The organism is Terriglobales bacterium, from assembly GCA_035624455.1.
In the GTDB taxonomy this organism is placed as follows: domain Bacteria; phylum Acidobacteriota; class Terriglobia; order Terriglobales; family Acidobacteriaceae; genus DASPRM01.
The window spans coordinates 41,099-57,431 of record DASPRM010000153.1 but is presented as its reverse complement, the minus strand read 5'-3'; the positions used below and the strand labels follow the sequence as shown (position 1 = coordinate 57,431).

The following is a 16,333-nucleotide window of genomic DNA, read 5'->3' as shown; positions in this document are numbered from 1 at the left end:
GATGACTGACAGCTTTCGCATGCGAAATATCCTGCTGATATTTGCTGTCGCTCTCGCGATGACCGCCGGGGCGCAAAATCTTCGTCGCGCAACCCGAGTTACCCTGCCTGCCACTCCGCGCAGTGTGCAGTTCTCGCCAAGCGGGCAGCAGGTCGCCGTGCTTGCCGGAGACGACAAGCTTCGGCTCATCAATCTGCCTTCCGGGCAAGTTCTGCTTGCTGTCGATGCGCAGGATAAGCGCCGCATCACCGCCTTTGCCTATTCCGGAGATGGCCGCTGGCTGGCGGTCGGAGATCGCGCTGGAGCCGTCAGCTTAATAGACAGCAGGAGTGGCTCAGTGGCGAAGAAGTGGACAGCTGCGGAAAAGGGAATCGATACCCTAGTGCTCTCCGCTGACGGAAGCAAACTCGCGGTCGGGGCCGGTGATCTTCCCGGTCGAGTCTGGGATACCGCAAGTGAACCGGCCCTGCGCCTTACCACTCATCCTGAATTCGGCGGGCTGACGTCGGCGGCTTTCAGTTCCGACGCGCACCTCCTCCTGACTGCGGACGGCGATACCGTCGTGCGCCTCTATGACGTGAACTCGGGAAAGAAATTGGCGAGCAATCGGGATCTGCTGCTCGAATCGTTTGGCACGGCCTTCATCCCTGATGGCCACTACGCCGTCGTCGGAGGCGCAGACCCGGCGATCCTGTTCTTCGATCCAGCTACAGGAAAAACGAAACGAAAACTCGGCTCTCATCCCGGCGTAGTTGACTCGATTACGGCTGCGCCGGATGGAAAGCATCTCATCGTGACCTATTTCGATGCCACCGGTCTGACTAAGCCGATGCCGATCCTTTATTGGGACATTGCGACGGAAAAGTCTCAAGTCATCTCCGACGGCAAAGGAGTGATTGGTTGCGGCGTTGCGAAGGATCAGATCTGGGTTGCCACTGCAAAGGACAACACTCTCGAACTCTGGCGCTGGGAATAGTCGCCGAACGGTTCATGACCTTGTCCTTTCTAAACAAGTCTGACTTCTGACTGATGCAGAGTGCTGACTACTCTCCTCACCCGAACAGGCCTATCTGCTCCGGCAATGCCGGCAAAGATGTTTCCGCTTCTAGCTCCGCAAGGCGTTCGCTTCGTAAGAGCATCCCATGTTTCTTCTTCAGTGCCGACATCATCTGCGATATTCGCTTGCGATAGGCCGTGGGAACGAATGCCCGCTCCTGATATCGCTTGCGATAGCTTTCCACTAGCTGCGGGAATTCTCTCTCCAGGAACGGCAGGAAGACTGCCGCCGAGCACGGCTTCAGAAACAGCGGATTAGCGAAGATGTGCCTGGCACCGGCTTCTTTGGCTGCGGCTACCAGCGGAGCGAGATTGCGCATGCTGTCCGTGATCCCCGGAATGACCGGCGCACAACTGATTCCGGTCTCGAGGCCGTAGCGGCTGAGCGTCCTCACCGCCTCCAGCCGCAGGTCGGGACGCGGAGCGCGTGGTTCCAAAATTCGCGCCAGCTGCGTGTCAAGCGTGGTGATGGTGATGTTTACGGATATCTGGTTATGTTCCGCGATTCGCCGCAGCACATCCACATCGCGCAGAACCAGGTTTGATTTGGTCACAATACCGATCTCCAGCCCCAGATGATGAGCGAATTCTTCCAGGATCGCCCGCGTCACCTGATACCGGCGCTCCGCGGGCTGGTAGGGATCAGTGGCCGTGCCGATGGCGATCATCTCGCCGGGCTTGGTCTTCTTCAGGTCGCGCCGAAGCTGTGCCGCCACGTTCTGCTTAACATAGATTTTGCGTTCGAAGTCTTCGCCGTTACGCATCTCCATGAACTCATGCGTGTAGCGCGCATAGCAGTACTTGCAGGCAAATTCGCACCCGCGGTAGGGGTTGATGGTCCACTTGAACGGCATGTAGGGTGCGCTGCAGCGATTCAGGATAGACCGCGTATCGATGGTGAAGTATTCGACATCATGCCCCTCACGAATCGACTCACCCTGTGCCGCCAGACGCGCAATTCCCACCAGACCTTGCGGTTGCGATTCTTTCATTGAGGGTTTAAGGACGAGGGGAAGTGTAGCCATAGGTCAAAGCCCCACTTTCGCTTTTTATTCGCCTATGATACCACAAACGCCTAATGGTCTTCATTGAGGCGATTGAATGTATTGATCCTTTTTTTGAGGGGGGGTGACGACATTCTTGCGACAGAAAAAGCCGGCGCTACATCGATGGAGTTAGTGCGCACTGTGTACCAAGCACGCATGAGAAGTTCTGACCGGGGTTTCGACTATGAAATATCTGCTTACTGCAATCATGATCGCCAATGCTGCGCTCTTCGTGTTCGGAGCGGTGCAGCACGTAGGCTTTACGATTGGGCCATTTCACGAGCCGCATATTATTCCCGCCGCAATTGTGGAATCGATATGTGCGCTTTCGCTTTTCCTGGGCGCGACTGCGCTTGTTAGGCGCTGGTCGAATTCCTGGGGAACGTCTTTGATTACCAATCTAATCGCAATGTGTGGTGTCTTTTTGGGGATGATAGCTCTGGCTGCAGGCAGGGGACCGCGGACCGCCAGTAACGATCTCTACCACCGCATCATGCTCATCCTGATTGCTGTGAGCGTGCTGATCTTGTTCGCGGCGCGATCGGCGTTGAAGCAGAGTTAAGCGAGGTTGCCCTGAGGGGGCGCAATCTTGAAGGCTCTGTCTGCTTTCCCAGCGTAGGGACGAGAAAAAGGGCCGCCGTATCGACGGCCCGTTAGTTGCGAATTCCAAGAGTAGACTGTTATCTCTCAGCCAAGCCGGCTCGGACCCTCACCTTCTTTGCAGCGGCTGCTTCCTCATCGTCTGTCAGTTCTTCGTAATCGCACGGGGAAGGCACGTAGTCTTCAAAGGTGCTGGCGGTCTCGTACAGGCGGACCGGTTTAATTCGAGTCTGGTTCACACGGAGCTGGAAGACGTCGAACCGGTTGTACCGGCCGATGATGTCGTGCGCTTCTTTCAGGACGATTGATTCGCTGACATCGATATCGGCAATGGCAAAGCCCTCGCCGCCGACGATGGGCTCTCCAATGACCTGTCCATTGGGTCCCACGATCATCGAGGCCGATTTGGTGGCATTCTCAAGTAGCGTCCGGTTATCGGGAACTCCACCTGAGATCTGCTCGATGGCGTCATCGTCGAGCGAAGAGGATGAGGCAATCACAAACACCTTGCCTTCAAAGGCATGTGCGGCCGAGCGTAGGCGGATGATTTCTTTCGTGTCATAGGACCCACCTGCCGCGACACTGCGGCGGAAGGGCCAAGCCGGCGGATAAGTAGCGATGTGGATCTGCTCGCCCTGTGCAAGCAAAGAAAAACGAGCGAGAGTATTGGTGTTCTCACCGCAAATCAGAGTGCCAATCTTGCCAATCTCGGTCATCACGGGACGCAGATCGGAAGCATCGCCGGGAGTCCAGGCGAGCATTTCCGCCCAAGTCGGCATCAGCTTCCGATGGCGGTTAATGAGTTTGCCCTTTCTGTCAAACAAGAGCTGCGTACACCACATGGCACCCATGCTGTAGTCGCTCTTCTCGGTGCAGCCCACGGACAGGAAAATCTCGTTGGCCCACGCGATTTCTCCCAATTTTCGAGTACGAGCGCTGGGCACCAGCACGGCATTCTCGAAGAGCCGCTTGTAGTAATCGTGCTGATCAATCGGTGCGTGCAGGATCGTCCACACGGGAAAGGTAGGAATGAAGGATTCCGGGAAGACCACCAGATCTGCGCCCTTCTCTTTTGCCTTTGGGACCAACTGGGCGATCTTGTCAATGGTAGCGTCCCGGTCAAGGAATACTGGTGCCGCCTGCGCAGCGGCAGCTTTAAATACAGGGTACTTGTCGCCTGGCATCAAAGTCCTCCTTCGACGTGCTAATGATGCTGGTACGGAGCCGGAATTTGTCAGACTCGCGAACAGTGGCGTTACTGAGGCCTCCGATTTGGTCTTCAGGACTCGGCGCCCAGGCCGCTGCGCGACCGGACGGCAAGTTCCCGGAACTTAACGGCAGATGCTTTGTCCTGAGTGAAAACAGAACCTAGATACGTGAGCAAGAAGCCGATGGGCACGGAAACAATACCTGGGTTATTGAGTGGGAAGAGGGCATTCTTGCCCATGATTGCCGGTCCAGTTACCACGCAGAGCACGGCCACCAGGGCTCCGCCTAACATGCCCAGGAAGGCGCCCTTCGTGGTTAGACCTTTCCAGTACAAAGAGAAGATCAGGGTTGGCAAATTTGCCGTCGCAGCGATGGCAAATGCCATGCCTGCGAGGTACGCGACGTTCACATGTTGCACTGCCAAGCCGCCTAGAATGGCAAGGACGCCAATGGCGAATGCCGCCAGACGCGCCGTGCGAACCTGTCCCGCATGCTCCTGCTGGCCACGCTTAATCACGCGGAACCAGAAGTCGTAGGAGAAGGCGCTGGAGGCGGCAATGCAGAGTCCGGAGGTAGCCGCAATGATTGTAATGAACGCGACCGCTACCAAGAATGCCATGAACAGCTCACCGCTTAATGTGCCCGGACCGCCGGCCACAGTTCTGGCCAGCAGAGGCACGGCAATGTTGCCACCCGCATCGAGGGCCTTGATGACTTTGTTGCCCACCAGTACCGCAGCACCTAAGCCGAAGATGAAGGTCAGGATGTGGAACATCATCATGAAGGTCAGGCTCCACATCGCACTACCCTGAGCGTGCTGTTTTGTCGGTACGGTATAGAAGCGCATCAGCACATGAGGCAGAGCGGCCGTGCCGAACAGCAGGGTGAAGCCCAACGACAGTCTCTCGATGGGTGTCTTCACCATCGGCCAGCGTCCAGGTTCCAACCACGCGGTTCCCAGGTCCTTGGAATTGGCTACGGCGGCGAACAAGGCATTAATACTGAAGTGGAACTGCCGCATTACCAGGAAAGCCAGAATATAGGCGCCACACAGCAGAATCATGGCCTTGAGCACCTGTATCCACGTGGCTGCCACCATGCCTCCAAAGGTGATGTAGATGATCATCAACACGCCTACAACAACCAGCCCTGTGGAAGCCGGCACGCCAAATAGCAATTTGCTGAGTGCTCCAGCCGCGACCATCTGCGGGATGAGATACATCAGACTGATTAGAAACGCATTGACTGCCGCCAAGGGCCGAATGACCCTCTCGTCCAGACGGTAAGAAACGATGTCAGCAAAAGTGTATTTACCGGAGTTACGAATCGGTTCAGCCACCAGCAACAACACGACGAGATATGAGGCGAACCAGGTGATCGAGTAGATCTGCCCATCCACGCCCCAGAAGGAGATCAGGCCTCCGATCCCCAGGAAGGCGGCAGCGGTCAGGAATTCGCCAATAATCGCAAGGCCGTTCTGCCAACCTTTGATTTGCCGTCCGGCCGCGTAAAAGTCGGTGGTGGTCTTTACCCGCTTGGCTGACCAGTAAGTTATGTAGAGGGTGATTGCAATCAAGACCAGAAAAAGGGCGATAGCCAGATGATTCATTGTTTCGGCCCCCTTTCAAATTGACGGTTAAGCTCACGCTCCAGCGGATACACCTTGCTGCGGATGTAACGCACAAAAAGAAAACCGAGAATCCAAACAAACGGGAAAATCGCCATGGTGTAAATGAAGTTCACATTCACATATCCATAAACGCGATAGCGGGCCACTGCAGGAAACATGCTTTGAATGATCCAAAGCACAAGGAATACAGCGCTGAACGATAGCAGCGCTGGAATGACGAAACTGAACCGCTTGCGTGAAATCTCCTTGAAGGTGGCTGACTCATAGGCCTCAGCCCATTTGTCGGGGACGACACGCAGATCCGGTTTGGGTTTGAGTTTAGGGACGGCAGTGCTCATAGATTGCTCCTCACTTCTCGGAATCGGTGCTCCTGACACCCCTTACCGGACCCATTGCCGGCTGAACGAAAATTCGCATCGACGATGGGGAGCAGGGGTGCAGGTAAGTTCGCTACGCTGCAGCAGCTACTCGGCGAAAATTCGGGATCTGCACATAGGTTTGCGGAAGAAACATCTTCTGTGCCGCTTGCAAAAGCTCCCGCGGCACGGGACGAGTTCCTTTGCATTTCTCGGCTCTCCTCTTCTCCCATAACTCCCGCGTCAGAACGTAGGTGGGGCCGCCGCCAAGTTCGTGCCACTGTTCTGGACGAAAGATCAGTCCATACTCTTCCATCCAGCGCCGAAGACCGTTGGGACTCTCGGCAACTATCCAGACCTCCTCCTGCTTGAGGAAATCGAGATGGTGCTCCATCTTCGCGGCAAAGAGATGAGCGCCAATGCGGTCACCGCGACGGAATGCGAGAGTGTGGTATGACATTCCGATCCTATCGGTCAGCTTGCGGCTGTTCACGAGGCCGACAAGCTCGCCATTGACCGTGCCGACAAGACAGAACTCGTCTTTTACGCGAAAGCGGTACCAGCCCAGCAGCTCTGCATAGGTGCGGGCGGCAACGATGTCGTAGTAATCGTCGTTCACGCTTATGAGGGGCTTGACAGCTTCGAGCAGATGAGGCACCGCCTCCCGTTCGACCTCGTGTACAACCATGCGCTCGCCGCTCTTTAAGTCGATGACCTTTGCGGGATAGGGAACCATTGCTGACTCAGGCGGACGGAGTGCTGCTTCCACCTTGTCGACCATTGATGTTCCTCCTGATTTGGAATTGAGAATTGATGGCCCAAATATTGGCCGCGATCGGGGGCCTAGGAGTAGAGGTTCAACGCGCCAACAGCATCCTGCTGACATCGTGGAGCATGCAGTGACCAGCATCACGAGCGGTGGTGAGTTCTTGGTGCAGTATGCACTTCACTCCATCACACTCTGGTAGTCTAGGCAGTGTCGCGTTCCGCCAAAGCCCAGCTTCTTCTGGTGTTCATAACATTTCTCTGGGGTGCGACGTTTGTGATCGTTAAGAGTGTGCTGGGCTCGATCTCGCCGCTCCTCTTCAATGCCGCGAGGATGGTGCTGGCTGCCGGCCTGCTGGTGGCGATCTTCGCACGCCACTTGAAAAGCCTTTCCTGGGATGCCCTTCGTGCCGGTTCGCTCGTAGGTTTCTTTCTCGGTCTGGGCTACACATTTCAGACGACTGGATTGCGTATAACGACGCCTTCCAAATCAGCGTTCATTACCGGTCTCTACGTGATCCTGGTGCCCATCTTCCTGGCGATTGGCTGGCGCAGGATTCCCAACCGCTGGACGCTATTGGGGGTGATGGCTTGCTTGGCTGGCCTGTATCTGATGACCATCCCCGCCGGTAGCGGAGGAACCTGGAGCTTTGATCTGTCAAGGGTGAATGGCGGCGATCTGCTGACACTGGCATGTGCGGCGTCATTCGCGCTGCACATTATTTTTTTGGGTCGCGCCATGCAGCGCTTTTCCTTCGAGCAGATCTCGGTGCTGCAAATCGTGGCTTGCGCTATCTTAATGTTTGCGCTCGTCCCACTCTCCAGGCAAACTTATGTAACCTGGTCGGCGCGGGTAGTCGGAGCAATTGCGGTTACCGCCGTTCTCTGCACGGTGTTGGCCTTTACGCTGCAGGCCTGGGCGCAGCAATATACATCGCCGGCTCAAACCGCCCTCATTTTCGTTCTGGAACCGGTGTTTGCCGGGCTGACGTCTTATGTGGTTCTGGGGGAACGCCTTGGACTGAGAGCGACGCTGGGCGCAGCGCTAATCCTGGCTGGGATTCTGCTTTCGGAACTCAGAAGCCCTTGCGAGGAATCAGAGCGTGAGATTGAGCCCTCCACCTCGATAGTTGAAGAACAAAATGGAGGAAGCGCAAAACGTATTACCGCCGAATCGCGTCTAAAGTAACAGGGTGAGGATCAGTGTATCTTCCGATTCCAAGCCTCGGCAGCATTCCTGCCAGCTATAATTCCAAAGTTCTTAGAGTAAGTGGAGGAAAGACGTTATGAACCCGCGCGCAAGCGCTTTCTGGGCAAAGCTAAGATCCCATCGTTTTGGCTCAGTTCTGATGGTTTTGGCGACCCTGGCGCTGGGAATCCTGATTGGCACCGTCATTTCATACAGTGTAAAGGGCCAAGAAAAAAAGGTCGCGAACTCGAGTGACGCGACCCCACTGCAGATCCCGTCTCCGAAGCAGCTATCAACTGCGTTTTCGCAAATTGCCAAGCAATTGGAGCCGGCGGTAGTCAACATCAATACCGAGGCGACGATCAAGAACCCGCATCGGCGACGCCGCTCTCCCTCCCCGGGGGGGCCGGACGAGGACAACCCCTTCCAGGACTTCTTTGACCGCTTCTTCGGAGGACAGGGCCCGGACGGCCAGGGGATCAGGCAGCGTTCCTTAGGTTCCGGTGTAATCGTAGACGCGAAGGGGTACATCCTCACCAACCGCCACGTTGTGAACAAAGCGGACCGCATCCAGGTGAAATTGAAAGATGATCCGCCTGGAGCCCAACCGCATGAGGCCAAGGTGATCGGCACGGACGAAGAGACGGATTTAGCCGTAGTCAAGATCGATGTGAGCCGCCCTCTGCCCATTGCCAAATTAGGAAACTCCGATGGTGCAGAAGTAGGCGATTGGGTGCTTGCCATCGGCAGTCCCTTCGCGCTGGAGAACACGGTGACGGCGGGTATCATCTCCGCGAAAGGCCGCAGCAATGTGGTTCCCAATCGGCAATTTCAAAATTTCATTCAGACCGATGCGGCGATCAATCCGGGAAACTCCGGTGGCCCACTGGTCGATATGGCGGGCGAAGTCATAGGGATCAACACCGCAATTCTGACCGAAGGCCAGGGCTATGAGGGTGTGGGATTCGCGTTGCCTTCGAATCTGGTGGCGAGGGTTTATAACGACCTGATCGGACCCGACCACAGGGTATCCCGCGGATCCATCGGCGTGCAGTTCCAGGCGGTTCCTAACCCAGCGGTTACCCGCATCTATGGCGGAGGCGAAGGAGTTGTGCTTTCTGACGTCGTGGCCAACAGTCCGGCTGCGGCCGCAGGCTTGAAGGTTGGTGACGCCATCATCTCTGTAGACGGCAAGCCCGTAAAGTCCGGCGACGACCTGGTGGATGAGATTGCCGGCCGCAAACCCGGCACCAAAGTTGTGGTTGGATACGTGCGCGCGGGCAAAAAGCAGGAGACCACGGTTACCGTAGGCAATCGCAGCAAGCTTTTCGCCGGCCAGTTGGGTCTTGAAGAGGAACAAGGCGAAGAGGCTCAGCCTCAGCAGAGTAAGCTGGGTTTGAGCGTAGAAAACGTGACCAAGGAACTGGCTGATCGCTTCGACCTGCCTTCCACCAAAGGGGTGGTAGTGACGGAAGTACGTCCCGGTGGCTTTGCCGATGATGTTGGCTTATCGCGCGGCGATGTGATTTTAGAGATCAACAAACAGGCGGTGAATGACGCCAACGACTTCAGTCGCATTCAGCAGCAACTGAAGAAGGGGGATGACGTGGTGTTTCTGGTGCGTCCGGCGCGGGGTGGACGCAATGCTGCAACCGCGTTTCTGGGAGGGACCCTTCAGTAAGAATCACCAAGGTGGGGTAACCGCGGGCTGTACTTCCGAGAACTGGCACTGGGGAAGATGCTTCTGGCATCCTAGTAACAGTTACTGTAGGATATGTGACCTTCAGTGACTGTAGATGACTGATTCAGGGCAGGTTGCAAGATCGGGGCCTGCCAGGATATTAGCTTGCTGCAAATCGAAGGCCGGAGATCGAGGCGTTTCTTCATGGTGGGCTCGGTGCTCGTTGCCTTGGTGTGCGCTGCGGCCGGCACTGAGACCAGCACAAAAAATCCTCAGACCGCGTCAAAGCCGCAGAGTAAGTCCACTAAATCGGGAAGCAGCAAGTCCTCCACATCAAATCATCACTCCAGCACCACGCATCACGCCAACACCAGCCATTCCAAGTCACGCAAGTCGAAAAAGTCGGCAAAATCCTGGAAGAAGCACGGACAGCACGGGATTCAGTCAGACCGCACACATGAGATCCAGGAGGCACTCATCAAGCAGCATTACCTGAGTGGGGAGGCCGACGGAGTTTGGGACGTGCGTACGCAAGACGCGATGCGACGTTTCCAGGGGGATAACGGGTGGCAGACCAAGGTTCTGCCGGACTCTCGCGCTCTGATTAAGTTAGGCCTCGGTCCCGATCACTCTGGGGTGTTGAATCCCGAGACTGCGGCAACCAGTCCCTACCAACCCGGGGGTGGAGAACGCAGCGGCAATCCCAATAGCGATACGGCAAAGTCCCCTCAGCAGACTAAACCTGTTTCCCAGTAGATCGGATTCGAGCAGCGCGGAAATCTGTGCGGAATGCGTCTTCGCGTACCTCTATCTTTGTCCCCAGGCCAGGTCTTCACCGTCAACAATGGCCTGCGGATTTTGTTCCACCAGCATGTTGGCGGTTTCTTCACTGCTCAGGCGAGCGACCATATCACGTGCTTTCGAAAGTATCGGCAGGCGATCGTCAACACCATGAGCATCGCTGGCGAGCACATGAATGGCGCGCCGCTTGAGCAGCATCTCCGCTACCTCGCGTGCTCTTTTCCCCCAACGGCCGATGAAAGCTGAGGCGGTAACCTGAACCACACAGCCCAAATCCACCCACTTCAAGATTCTTTCCGGGGTGCGTTGCAGGATCAGGTTGCGCTCGGGATGCGTGATGATGGGCGAAATTCCAATCGAGAGAAAGCGGCGCAAGCTATCGGAAATTCCCGGAGGCATCGCGAATTCGCTCAGTTCCACCAACAGGTAGGGCGTGTCTTCAATGGTGTAACGTTCGGGATTGGCCATCGCGTCCTGGATGTTCTCGTAGGAGAGATGGAAATCGCATCCCAGGGAGAGGCGCACCGAGCCGGCCACTCTTTCCCGCAACTCCTGGAGCAGCCGGAGATTCGTATTCCGATCGTAGGAGAACTCGTCATTCGCGTGAGGAGTGGCAACGATGTGTCGAATGCCATCCTGTTCTGCCATTCGGCACATCGCCACGGAGACATCCCAGGATGTGGCGCCGTCGTCTACACCCGGAAGCAGGTGACAGTGAATGTCTACCATATTCGCATTAAATCACACGCCTGCAGGAGTGAGAGCGCCGTCAGATAAACAGAAGGTGCAGGCGACAACGGCACATCTAGCGGTAGTGTTCCCTCATGAAATCGCCCAGAGCAGCATAGGCCCGGCTGAGGGTGGCTTCGTCGGGCAGGAAAACAATGCGGACATGCTTGCTGCCGGGTTTCTGACCGAAGCCGCTGCCATGTACCAGCAACACATGCTTTTCGACGAGTACTTTCCTCACGAATTCGAGATCGTCGTCCGGAATCTCTAGTCGCGGAAAAGCATAGAAGGCACCTTCTGGCGGAATGCAGCTGACCCCGGGCGTCTCCCGGCACCACTTCATGGTCAGATCGCGCCGCGAGCGGAGCTTGCGATTGACTTCGGGAAGATGATCCTGCGGTCCTTCCAATGCGGGTCTAATCGCGTACTGCATCGGATGGCTGGCGCAAAGGCGCGCCCGCAGCAGTTTGTTAATGCCTTCAACATATTGTTTGCTGGCGGCGCTGTCTCCGCTGACGATACCCCAACCAACCCGCCATCCCGGGGCTAGGTAGGATTTGGACAAGCCACCGAAGGTCACGATCGTCACATCCCTGGCGAGTGAGGCCAGTGGGACGTGTGGCTTGGCATCGAATACCAACTTGTCGTAGATCTCGTCCGCAAAGATCACCAGATTGTGCCGGCGTGCGAGTTCGATGACTCGCAGAAGCGCATCTCTGGAATAAAGTGCGCCGGTGGGATTGTTGGGATTGATAACAACGATACCGCGGGTTCGCGCTGTGATCTGGCGCTCGATTTGCTCGAAGTCTGGCTGCCAGTTATGGTCTTCATCTAGATCATAAGGGCAGAGCGGCATCTCCAGTTTGGCCAGCACGGCTGAGTAGAGCGGGTATTCAGGACTCGGCGTCAGCACAGACTCACCCGGGTTGAGCAGTGCGCTTAGGCAGATATCGACAGCTTCACTGACGCCTGTAGTGATGAATACGTCGAGCACATTGCGGATGCCCTTGCGGTCTGCCTCCCCACGAATCGCCTCGAGGGCTTCGGTGACTCCCGAGGAAGGTGCGTAGCCATTCATCCCATCGTGCATGGCTTTGTGCACGGCTTGAATCAAGTGCGGCGGGGTCTGAAAGTCGAACTTCAGCGGATCGCCAATGTTCAGCGGCAGGATCTTCTTCCCGGTTTTCGCAACCTCATCGGCGAGAACCGCAAGGTCGCGGATGGCGTAGCGCACGTTCACCAGGCAAGAAGCCGGGGTGATCTCGCGAGTGGCGGTGACGGCAGGAGTTGGCATGTCGAGCGCCTCGATATTCGCAATTATTGTGGCATGCCGGAGTGAGGCGTGTCAGTCACGAATGCCAGAAGCACCGCGAGGAGACAGAATAGGAATGACTTCGCGTTTGTTGCGCCGATAGACACGGAAATTGCTCTCGTCCACCGTGAGGACAGTGTGGCTGGGATACAACTCGCTCATGCGGATCAGGCAGAGATCGGCCAGGTCAGGATTGCGATCCTCGTACTTCTCCGCCAGACCCCTCAATTGTTTGAGATTAGCAGGAAAGTCGAATGCGACCTGCAGGACCCCGCGGTCAAGTAGTGCCAGCACATAGCCAACCGATTTCAACTGGAAGGCAGTTTCCGCGAGGACGGCTTCACATGACAGTGCCGGCTCTGTTACCTGCTTTGCTACTTCGGTGGCCCAGCGATGATGAACGTCGTTGTCGCTTCCCAGGGCAACAATAAAGCCAGTATCGGCAATGACCTTCATCGGCTGGAAAATCCCTTGCGCTGGGAGAGGTCGGGAGGCCGCCCCTTCAGCTTGCCGGCAAACTGCACCAGCCGAGCTTTCTCGCCCGCGGATCGAGCCTTTTCCAGGTGCTCACGGATGATCCTGCCGACGGGAAGTCCGGTGGTTCGAGAGACTCTCTCCAGCCAAGCAGCAAGATCTTTCGTAAGACGGATGGTGATTGTCTGACTCATCTCACAAAATTGTAACACAAACGAGTTAAACTGCCCTTCCGGTCGGAGAGTGCGCAAGGCCGCAGTTGGGATTTTCCGACCCTCTACTCCGGCCGGTCGATCTGCGCTTTCTGCAGCTTGTCGGAAAAATCCACGTATACCGACTTCCACTCGGTATAGAAGTCGATCGCGCCCAAGCCGCCTTCACGGTGCCCGTTGCCGGTTTCCTTGACTCCCCCGAATGGCAGGTGGACTTCCGCTCCAATGGTTGGAGCGTTGATATAGGTAATCCCCGCGTCAAGGTCACGAATGGCGCTGAATGCGCGGTTCACGTCCTTGGTATAGAGCGCCGAGGAGAGGCCGTACTTGATGTCGTTAGCAATCTCGATGGCGTGCGCAAGATCGCGGCATGCAATAACCGACACGACTGGACCAAAGACTTCTTCTTGCGCGATGCGCATTTTGGGATCGACATCGCCAAACACAGTAGGCTCCAAAAACCACCCATGTTTGTGAACACCGCTGTCGAGCCGGTTGCCGCCGCACAGCAGCTTCGCTCCCTCTGACTTTCCGATCTCGACGTAACTCAAGTCGGTTTCCAGTTGCGCCTTGTTGATGGCAGGACCCATTTCTACCGACTCGTCAAGGCCATTGCCGACCTTCAACCTCTTGGCGCGATCGACCAGACGACTTACAAAATCGCCGTAGACACCTTTCTGCACGATGATGCGGCTGGTAGCCGTGCAGCGCTGGCCGGTGGTGCCGAAAGCTCCCCATAGCGCGCCATCGAGCGCGAGCTCAAGGTTGGCATCATCAAGGACGATCATGGGATTCTTGCCGCCGAGTTCCAGAGAGCAGCGCTTGAAAGTGCGAGCGGCAGCTTCGCCCACGACGCGGCCAACGTCGGTCGAGCCGGTTAGCGATACCGCGCGGATTTCGGGATTTTCAGTCAACGGACCACCGATCCGCGAGCCAAACCCGGTAACAATGTTCACCACGCCGCGAGGCAGACCGGCATCCAACAACGCCTGAACCAGGTTGAACACGGAAAGCGGTGTATCCTGCGCCGGCTTGATGATGCAGGTGTTCCCCGCGACGATCGCCGGCAGCAACTTCCAGGAAGGAATGGCCATGGGAAAATTCCAGGGAGTGATCATGGCACATACTCCCAGGGGTTGGCGGACCGCCATAGCGTACTTGTCAGGAAGCTCTGAGGGCACGGTGACGCCGAACATGCGACGACCCTCACCCGCCATGTAGTACGCAGTATCGATCGCCTCCTGCACATCGCCCCGAGTCTCATTCAGGATCTTCCCCATCTCGCGGGTCATGTCGCGAGCGTAGTCTTCTTTACGTTCGAGGAGGATCTCCGCGGCGCGGTAAACAATCTCGGCACGCCGAGGAGCAGGCACCAGGCGCCACTTGGAAAACGCGCGTTTGGCGGCATCGACCGCAGCGTCCACGTCGGCCTTGCCAGACTTCTGAAAAACCCCGACGATTTCGCGCGTATCGGCAGGATTGATGTCTTCAAACGTCTCACCTGTGCTGGCTTCGACCCACTCACCATCGATCAGGTTCTTGAAAATCGTGGTTACACGCACTGCCTCGGTCGCCATGGCACTCCTCCATTCCCAAAATAACAAGGTTCATCCTAGACGCGCGCTCTGGCCGCAGGCAAGTCTGCGGGAGTATAGGTTTCCACATCCGGGAACGTGCAATTTCGGAAAGAAATTCACGGGGCGCGCTCTGGGCCGCCCTTTTCGGCCAGACATCGATTGCCATTGTTGCAGTCGTAGCACCTTCGATTGCAAGCCATTGAGAGAAAAGGTATCAGCCTATTGCGCACTGCTTACTTTGTGCTAACCTCAGGCCCGAACCCTAGATTTTGCAGTTTCAGGTTTCTTGCGGGAAGTGGCCCCGAAGAACGACATTCCGAAGTTCTACATTTCATGGACGACGGTTACGTACCGGAGTGTCCTGGGCGCGATCTTGCTCGTCGCCGCGATCGCTACCGGGGCCTCCTACTTTACCTTTCCAGAACCCACCAAGAGGGCGGTGAACAATTCGCTTAATTACCTGCTCCAGTTGACGGATCGGCTCGCACCAGGCAAGACAAGCAGCAAGCCACCTGCCGGGCAGCAGCAAGCTAGCTTCACCATGCTGGAAGGCACAGTGCGCGTAAAGAAGGCGAACAGCAATTCCTGGGTTAACGCCGACTACACCCTACCGCTGGAGAAAGGAGATGTGGTTCAGACCGGCTCAGAAGGTATCGCCAAAGTGGTATTTCCCGACGGGACGAACTACAGCCTCAAGCAGGATTCGCTGATGGTGGTTCAGGAGAACTCCTCGAACGAAGAACAGCAGACCCAGGTAGCGGTACAGCTGAACACCGGAACCGTGGATCTAACAACGGGCACGTATACCCAGGGGTCCAAGTCGCAAGTGATTGTCGGCGGCGCTACGGCTTCGTTTGCTCAAGATAGCTCGGCTCTAGTGCGAAATGATCCTCATAGCGATCAGCATCAGATCCTGGTGAAGCGCGGTTCGGGCGAGGTCACACGCGGCGTCGAGAGCGTGAAACTTGCTGGCTACGAAAGCGTATCGTTCAAGAGCGAGTCTCCCAAGCTTGAAAAGCAGAAGGAAATCGCCCCACCCACGCTTATCGCTCCCGCGAATATGATGCCCATCTTCCTTTCGGACCAACAGGATTCCATCCAGTTTTACTGGTCGCCCGTGGTGAACACGGCGGAGTATCACATTCGCGTTTCACGCAATCCGTTTTTTTCCTCGACCCTGTTTGACCGGCGGGTGAATGAGCCCAAGGTTACCCTGCCTAACCCGGGAGAAGGAGCGTATTACTGGACGGTGCAGGCCGTGGACGCTGCGGGGAAGGAATCAGTCGACAGCGAAAAGAACCGTTTCACAATCATCCGCAAGGGGCCGGAAAATGTCTCGCTGGCTTTGGAGATCGCTCCCTTCGTGCAGCATGGCCATGTGCTGGAATTGCGAGGCAAGACCGAGCCCCACGCTCGCATTATGGTCAATGGGCAAGAAGTACCGGTGATTCAATCTGACGGCTCATTCCAGTTTTTTACCCCGCCCCTGCCCAACGGCGAGAACACCATCACCATCACCGCGCAAAACGCCAAGGGCGGCGTCAGGACGATGCAGAAGAAGGTAGTAATTCAGTAGGGACCACTAAGTTCAAGCCGGGTTTTTTTCTGGCATGATGAGCAGGTTTAGGAACTGTCCAGTTTCGGGCCGAAGGTGGTTGCGTGCAGCCGTGACCGAGGGGCAGACACTTCGGTGACG

16 protein-coding genes are annotated in these 16,333 nt (G+C 56.5%); 6 read left to right on the top strand and 10 right to left on the bottom strand.

The features are described 5' to 3' along the window. Position 1 precedes the first annotated feature (1 nt). Positions 2 to 976, top strand: a complete 975-nt coding sequence (locus tag VEG30_17180; GenBank protein ID HXZ81665.1) for a hypothetical protein — start codon at positions 2 to 4, stop codon at positions 974 to 976. Between the two features lie 76 nt (positions 977 to 1,052). On the opposite strand, the gene VEG30_17175 is transcribed toward VEG30_17180, so the two are convergent. Continuing rightward, positions 1,053 to 2,048 carry a radical SAM protein gene (locus VEG30_17175; GenBank protein ID HXZ81664.1) on the bottom strand — a complete coding sequence of 332 codons (996 nt, stop codon included), beginning with the start codon at positions 2,046 to 2,048 and terminating at the stop codon, positions 1,053 to 1,055. Positions 2,049 to 2,286: 238 nt separating this feature from the next. Here VEG30_17175 and VEG30_17170 point away from each other — a divergent pair, with 238 nt between their 5' ends. After that, positions 2,287 to 2,664: a hypothetical protein gene (locus tag VEG30_17170; GenBank protein HXZ81663.1), complete on the top strand. Its 378-nt coding sequence runs from the start codon at positions 2,287 to 2,289 to the stop codon at positions 2,662 to 2,664. Between the two features lie 118 nt (positions 2,665 to 2,782). Here the strand turns inward: VEG30_17170 and VEG30_17165 are convergent, their stop codons facing one another. From VEG30_17165 to VEG30_17150, 4 genes are all read right to left on the bottom strand, one after another. Further along, positions 2,783 to 3,886, bottom strand: a complete 1,104-nt coding sequence (locus VEG30_17165) for a carbon-nitrogen hydrolase family protein (GenBank protein ID HXZ81662.1) — start codon at positions 3,884 to 3,886, stop codon at positions 2,783 to 2,785. Between the two features lie 95 nt (positions 3,887 to 3,981). Further along, positions 3,982 to 5,520 (bottom strand): hypothetical protein, encoded by a 1,539-nt coding sequence (locus VEG30_17160; protein ID HXZ81661.1) that lies wholly within the window; start codon positions 5,518 to 5,520, stop codon positions 3,982 to 3,984. Next, entirely contained in the window at positions 5,517 to 5,879 is a 363-nt protein-coding gene (locus VEG30_17155) for a DUF485 domain-containing protein (protein ID HXZ81660.1), read from the bottom strand. The genes VEG30_17160 and VEG30_17155 overlap by 4 nt, the downstream gene beginning before the upstream one ends. 112 nt (positions 5,880 to 5,991) lie before the next feature. Then, positions 5,992 to 6,678 (bottom strand): hypothetical protein, encoded by a 687-nt coding sequence (locus tag VEG30_17150; protein HXZ81659.1) that lies wholly within the window; start codon positions 6,676 to 6,678, stop codon positions 5,992 to 5,994. A 195-nt stretch (positions 6,679 to 6,873) separates the two neighbouring features. On the opposite strand from VEG30_17150, the gene VEG30_17145 reads away from it, so the two are divergent. The 3 genes from VEG30_17145 to VEG30_17135 all read left to right on the top strand — a co-directional run bounded on the left by VEG30_17145 (position 6,874) and on the right by VEG30_17135 (position 10,288). Continuing rightward, positions 6,874 to 7,851, top strand: coding sequence for a DMT family transporter (locus VEG30_17145; GenBank protein HXZ81658.1), 978 nt, complete (start codon positions 6,874 to 6,876; stop codon positions 7,849 to 7,851). 97 nt (positions 7,852 to 7,948) lie between these two features. After that, complete coding sequence (locus tag VEG30_17140; GenBank protein HXZ81657.1) at positions 7,949 to 9,532, top strand: Do family serine endopeptidase; 1,584 nt, start codon at positions 7,949 to 7,951, stop codon at positions 9,530 to 9,532. A gap of 165 nt (positions 9,533 to 9,697) precedes the next feature. Then, positions 9,698 to 10,288 carry a peptidoglycan-binding domain-containing protein gene (locus VEG30_17135; GenBank protein HXZ81656.1) on the top strand — a complete coding sequence of 197 codons (591 nt, stop codon included), beginning with the start codon at positions 9,698 to 9,700 and terminating at the stop codon, positions 10,286 to 10,288. A gap of 51 nt (positions 10,289 to 10,339) precedes the next feature. Here the strand turns inward: VEG30_17135 and VEG30_17130 are convergent, their stop codons facing one another. The 5 genes from VEG30_17130 to VEG30_17110 all read right to left on the bottom strand — a co-directional run bounded on the left by VEG30_17130 (position 10,340) and on the right by VEG30_17110 (position 14,637). Continuing rightward, on the bottom strand, positions 10,340 to 11,062 hold the full coding sequence (locus VEG30_17130) for a CpsB/CapC family capsule biosynthesis tyrosine phosphatase (protein ID HXZ81655.1): 723 nt from the start codon (positions 11,060 to 11,062) through the stop codon (positions 10,340 to 10,342). Between the two features lie 76 nt (positions 11,063 to 11,138). Then, complete coding sequence (locus tag VEG30_17125) at positions 11,139 to 12,356, bottom strand: aminotransferase class I/II-fold pyridoxal phosphate-dependent enzyme (GenBank protein HXZ81654.1); 1,218 nt, start codon at positions 12,354 to 12,356, stop codon at positions 11,139 to 11,141. A gap of 51 nt (positions 12,357 to 12,407) precedes the next feature. Continuing rightward, positions 12,408 to 12,830, bottom strand: coding sequence for a hypothetical protein (locus VEG30_17120; protein ID HXZ81653.1), 423 nt, complete (start codon positions 12,828 to 12,830; stop codon positions 12,408 to 12,410). Then, a complete protein-coding gene (locus VEG30_17115; GenBank protein HXZ81652.1) occupies positions 12,827 to 13,042 on the bottom strand; it encodes a hypothetical protein in 216 nt (71 codons plus the stop codon). Before VEG30_17115 ends, VEG30_17120 begins: the two co-directional genes overlap by 4 nt. Positions 13,043 to 13,125: 83 nt before the next feature. Further along, positions 13,126 to 14,637 carry an aldehyde dehydrogenase family protein gene (locus tag VEG30_17110; GenBank protein HXZ81651.1) on the bottom strand — a complete coding sequence of 504 codons (1,512 nt, stop codon included), beginning with the start codon at positions 14,635 to 14,637 and terminating at the stop codon, positions 13,126 to 13,128. A gap of 295 nt (positions 14,638 to 14,932) precedes the next feature. Here VEG30_17110 and VEG30_17105 point away from each other — a divergent pair, with 295 nt between their 5' ends. Continuing rightward, positions 14,933 to 16,213 carry a FecR domain-containing protein gene (locus VEG30_17105; protein HXZ81650.1) on the top strand — a complete coding sequence of 427 codons (1,281 nt, stop codon included), beginning with the start codon at positions 14,933 to 14,935 and terminating at the stop codon, positions 16,211 to 16,213. Positions 16,214 to 16,333: the final 120 nt, after the last annotated feature.

Bases quoted from the DNA above. Each gene is read 5' to 3' on its own strand.
- VEG30_17180 (HXZ81665.1), top strand. From the start codon at position 2: ATGACTGACAGCTTTCGCATGCGAAATATCCTGCTGATATTTGCTGTC.
- VEG30_17150 (HXZ81659.1), bottom strand. From the start codon at position 6,678: ATGGTCGACAAGGTGGAAGCAGCACTCCGTCCGCCTGAGTCAGCAATG.
- VEG30_17115 (HXZ81652.1), bottom strand. From the start codon at position 13,042: ATGAGTCAGACAATCACCATCCGTCTTACGAAAGATCTTGCTGCTTGG.
- VEG30_17140 (HXZ81657.1), top strand. From the start codon at position 7,949: ATGAACCCGCGCGCAAGCGCTTTCTGGGCAAAGCTAAGATCCCATCGT.
- VEG30_17160 (HXZ81661.1), bottom strand. From the start codon at position 5,520: ATGAATCATCTGGCTATCGCCCTTTTTCTGGTCTTGATTGCAATCACC.
- VEG30_17155 (HXZ81660.1), bottom strand. From the start codon at position 5,879: ATGAGCACTGCCGTCCCTAAACTCAAACCCAAACCGGATCTGCGTGTC.
- VEG30_17125 (HXZ81654.1), bottom strand. From the start codon at position 12,356: ATGCCAACTCCTGCCGTCACCGCCACTCGCGAGATCACCCCGGCTTCT.
- VEG30_17175 (HXZ81664.1), bottom strand. From the start codon at position 2,048: ATGAAAGAATCGCAACCGCAAGGTCTGGTGGGAATTGCGCGTCTGGCG.
- VEG30_17130 (HXZ81655.1), bottom strand. From the start codon at position 11,062: ATGGTAGACATTCACTGTCACCTGCTTCCGGGTGTAGACGACGGCGCC.
- VEG30_17170 (HXZ81663.1), top strand. From the start codon at position 2,287: ATGAAATATCTGCTTACTGCAATCATGATCGCCAATGCTGCGCTCTTC.
- VEG30_17120 (HXZ81653.1), bottom strand. From the start codon at position 12,830: ATGAAGGTCATTGCCGATACTGGCTTTATTGTTGCCCTGGGAAGCGAC.
- VEG30_17110 (HXZ81651.1), bottom strand. From the start codon at position 14,637: ATGGCGACCGAGGCAGTGCGTGTAACCACGATTTTCAAGAACCTGATC.
- VEG30_17165 (HXZ81662.1), bottom strand. From the start codon at position 3,886: ATGCCAGGCGACAAGTACCCTGTATTTAAAGCTGCCGCTGCGCAGGCG.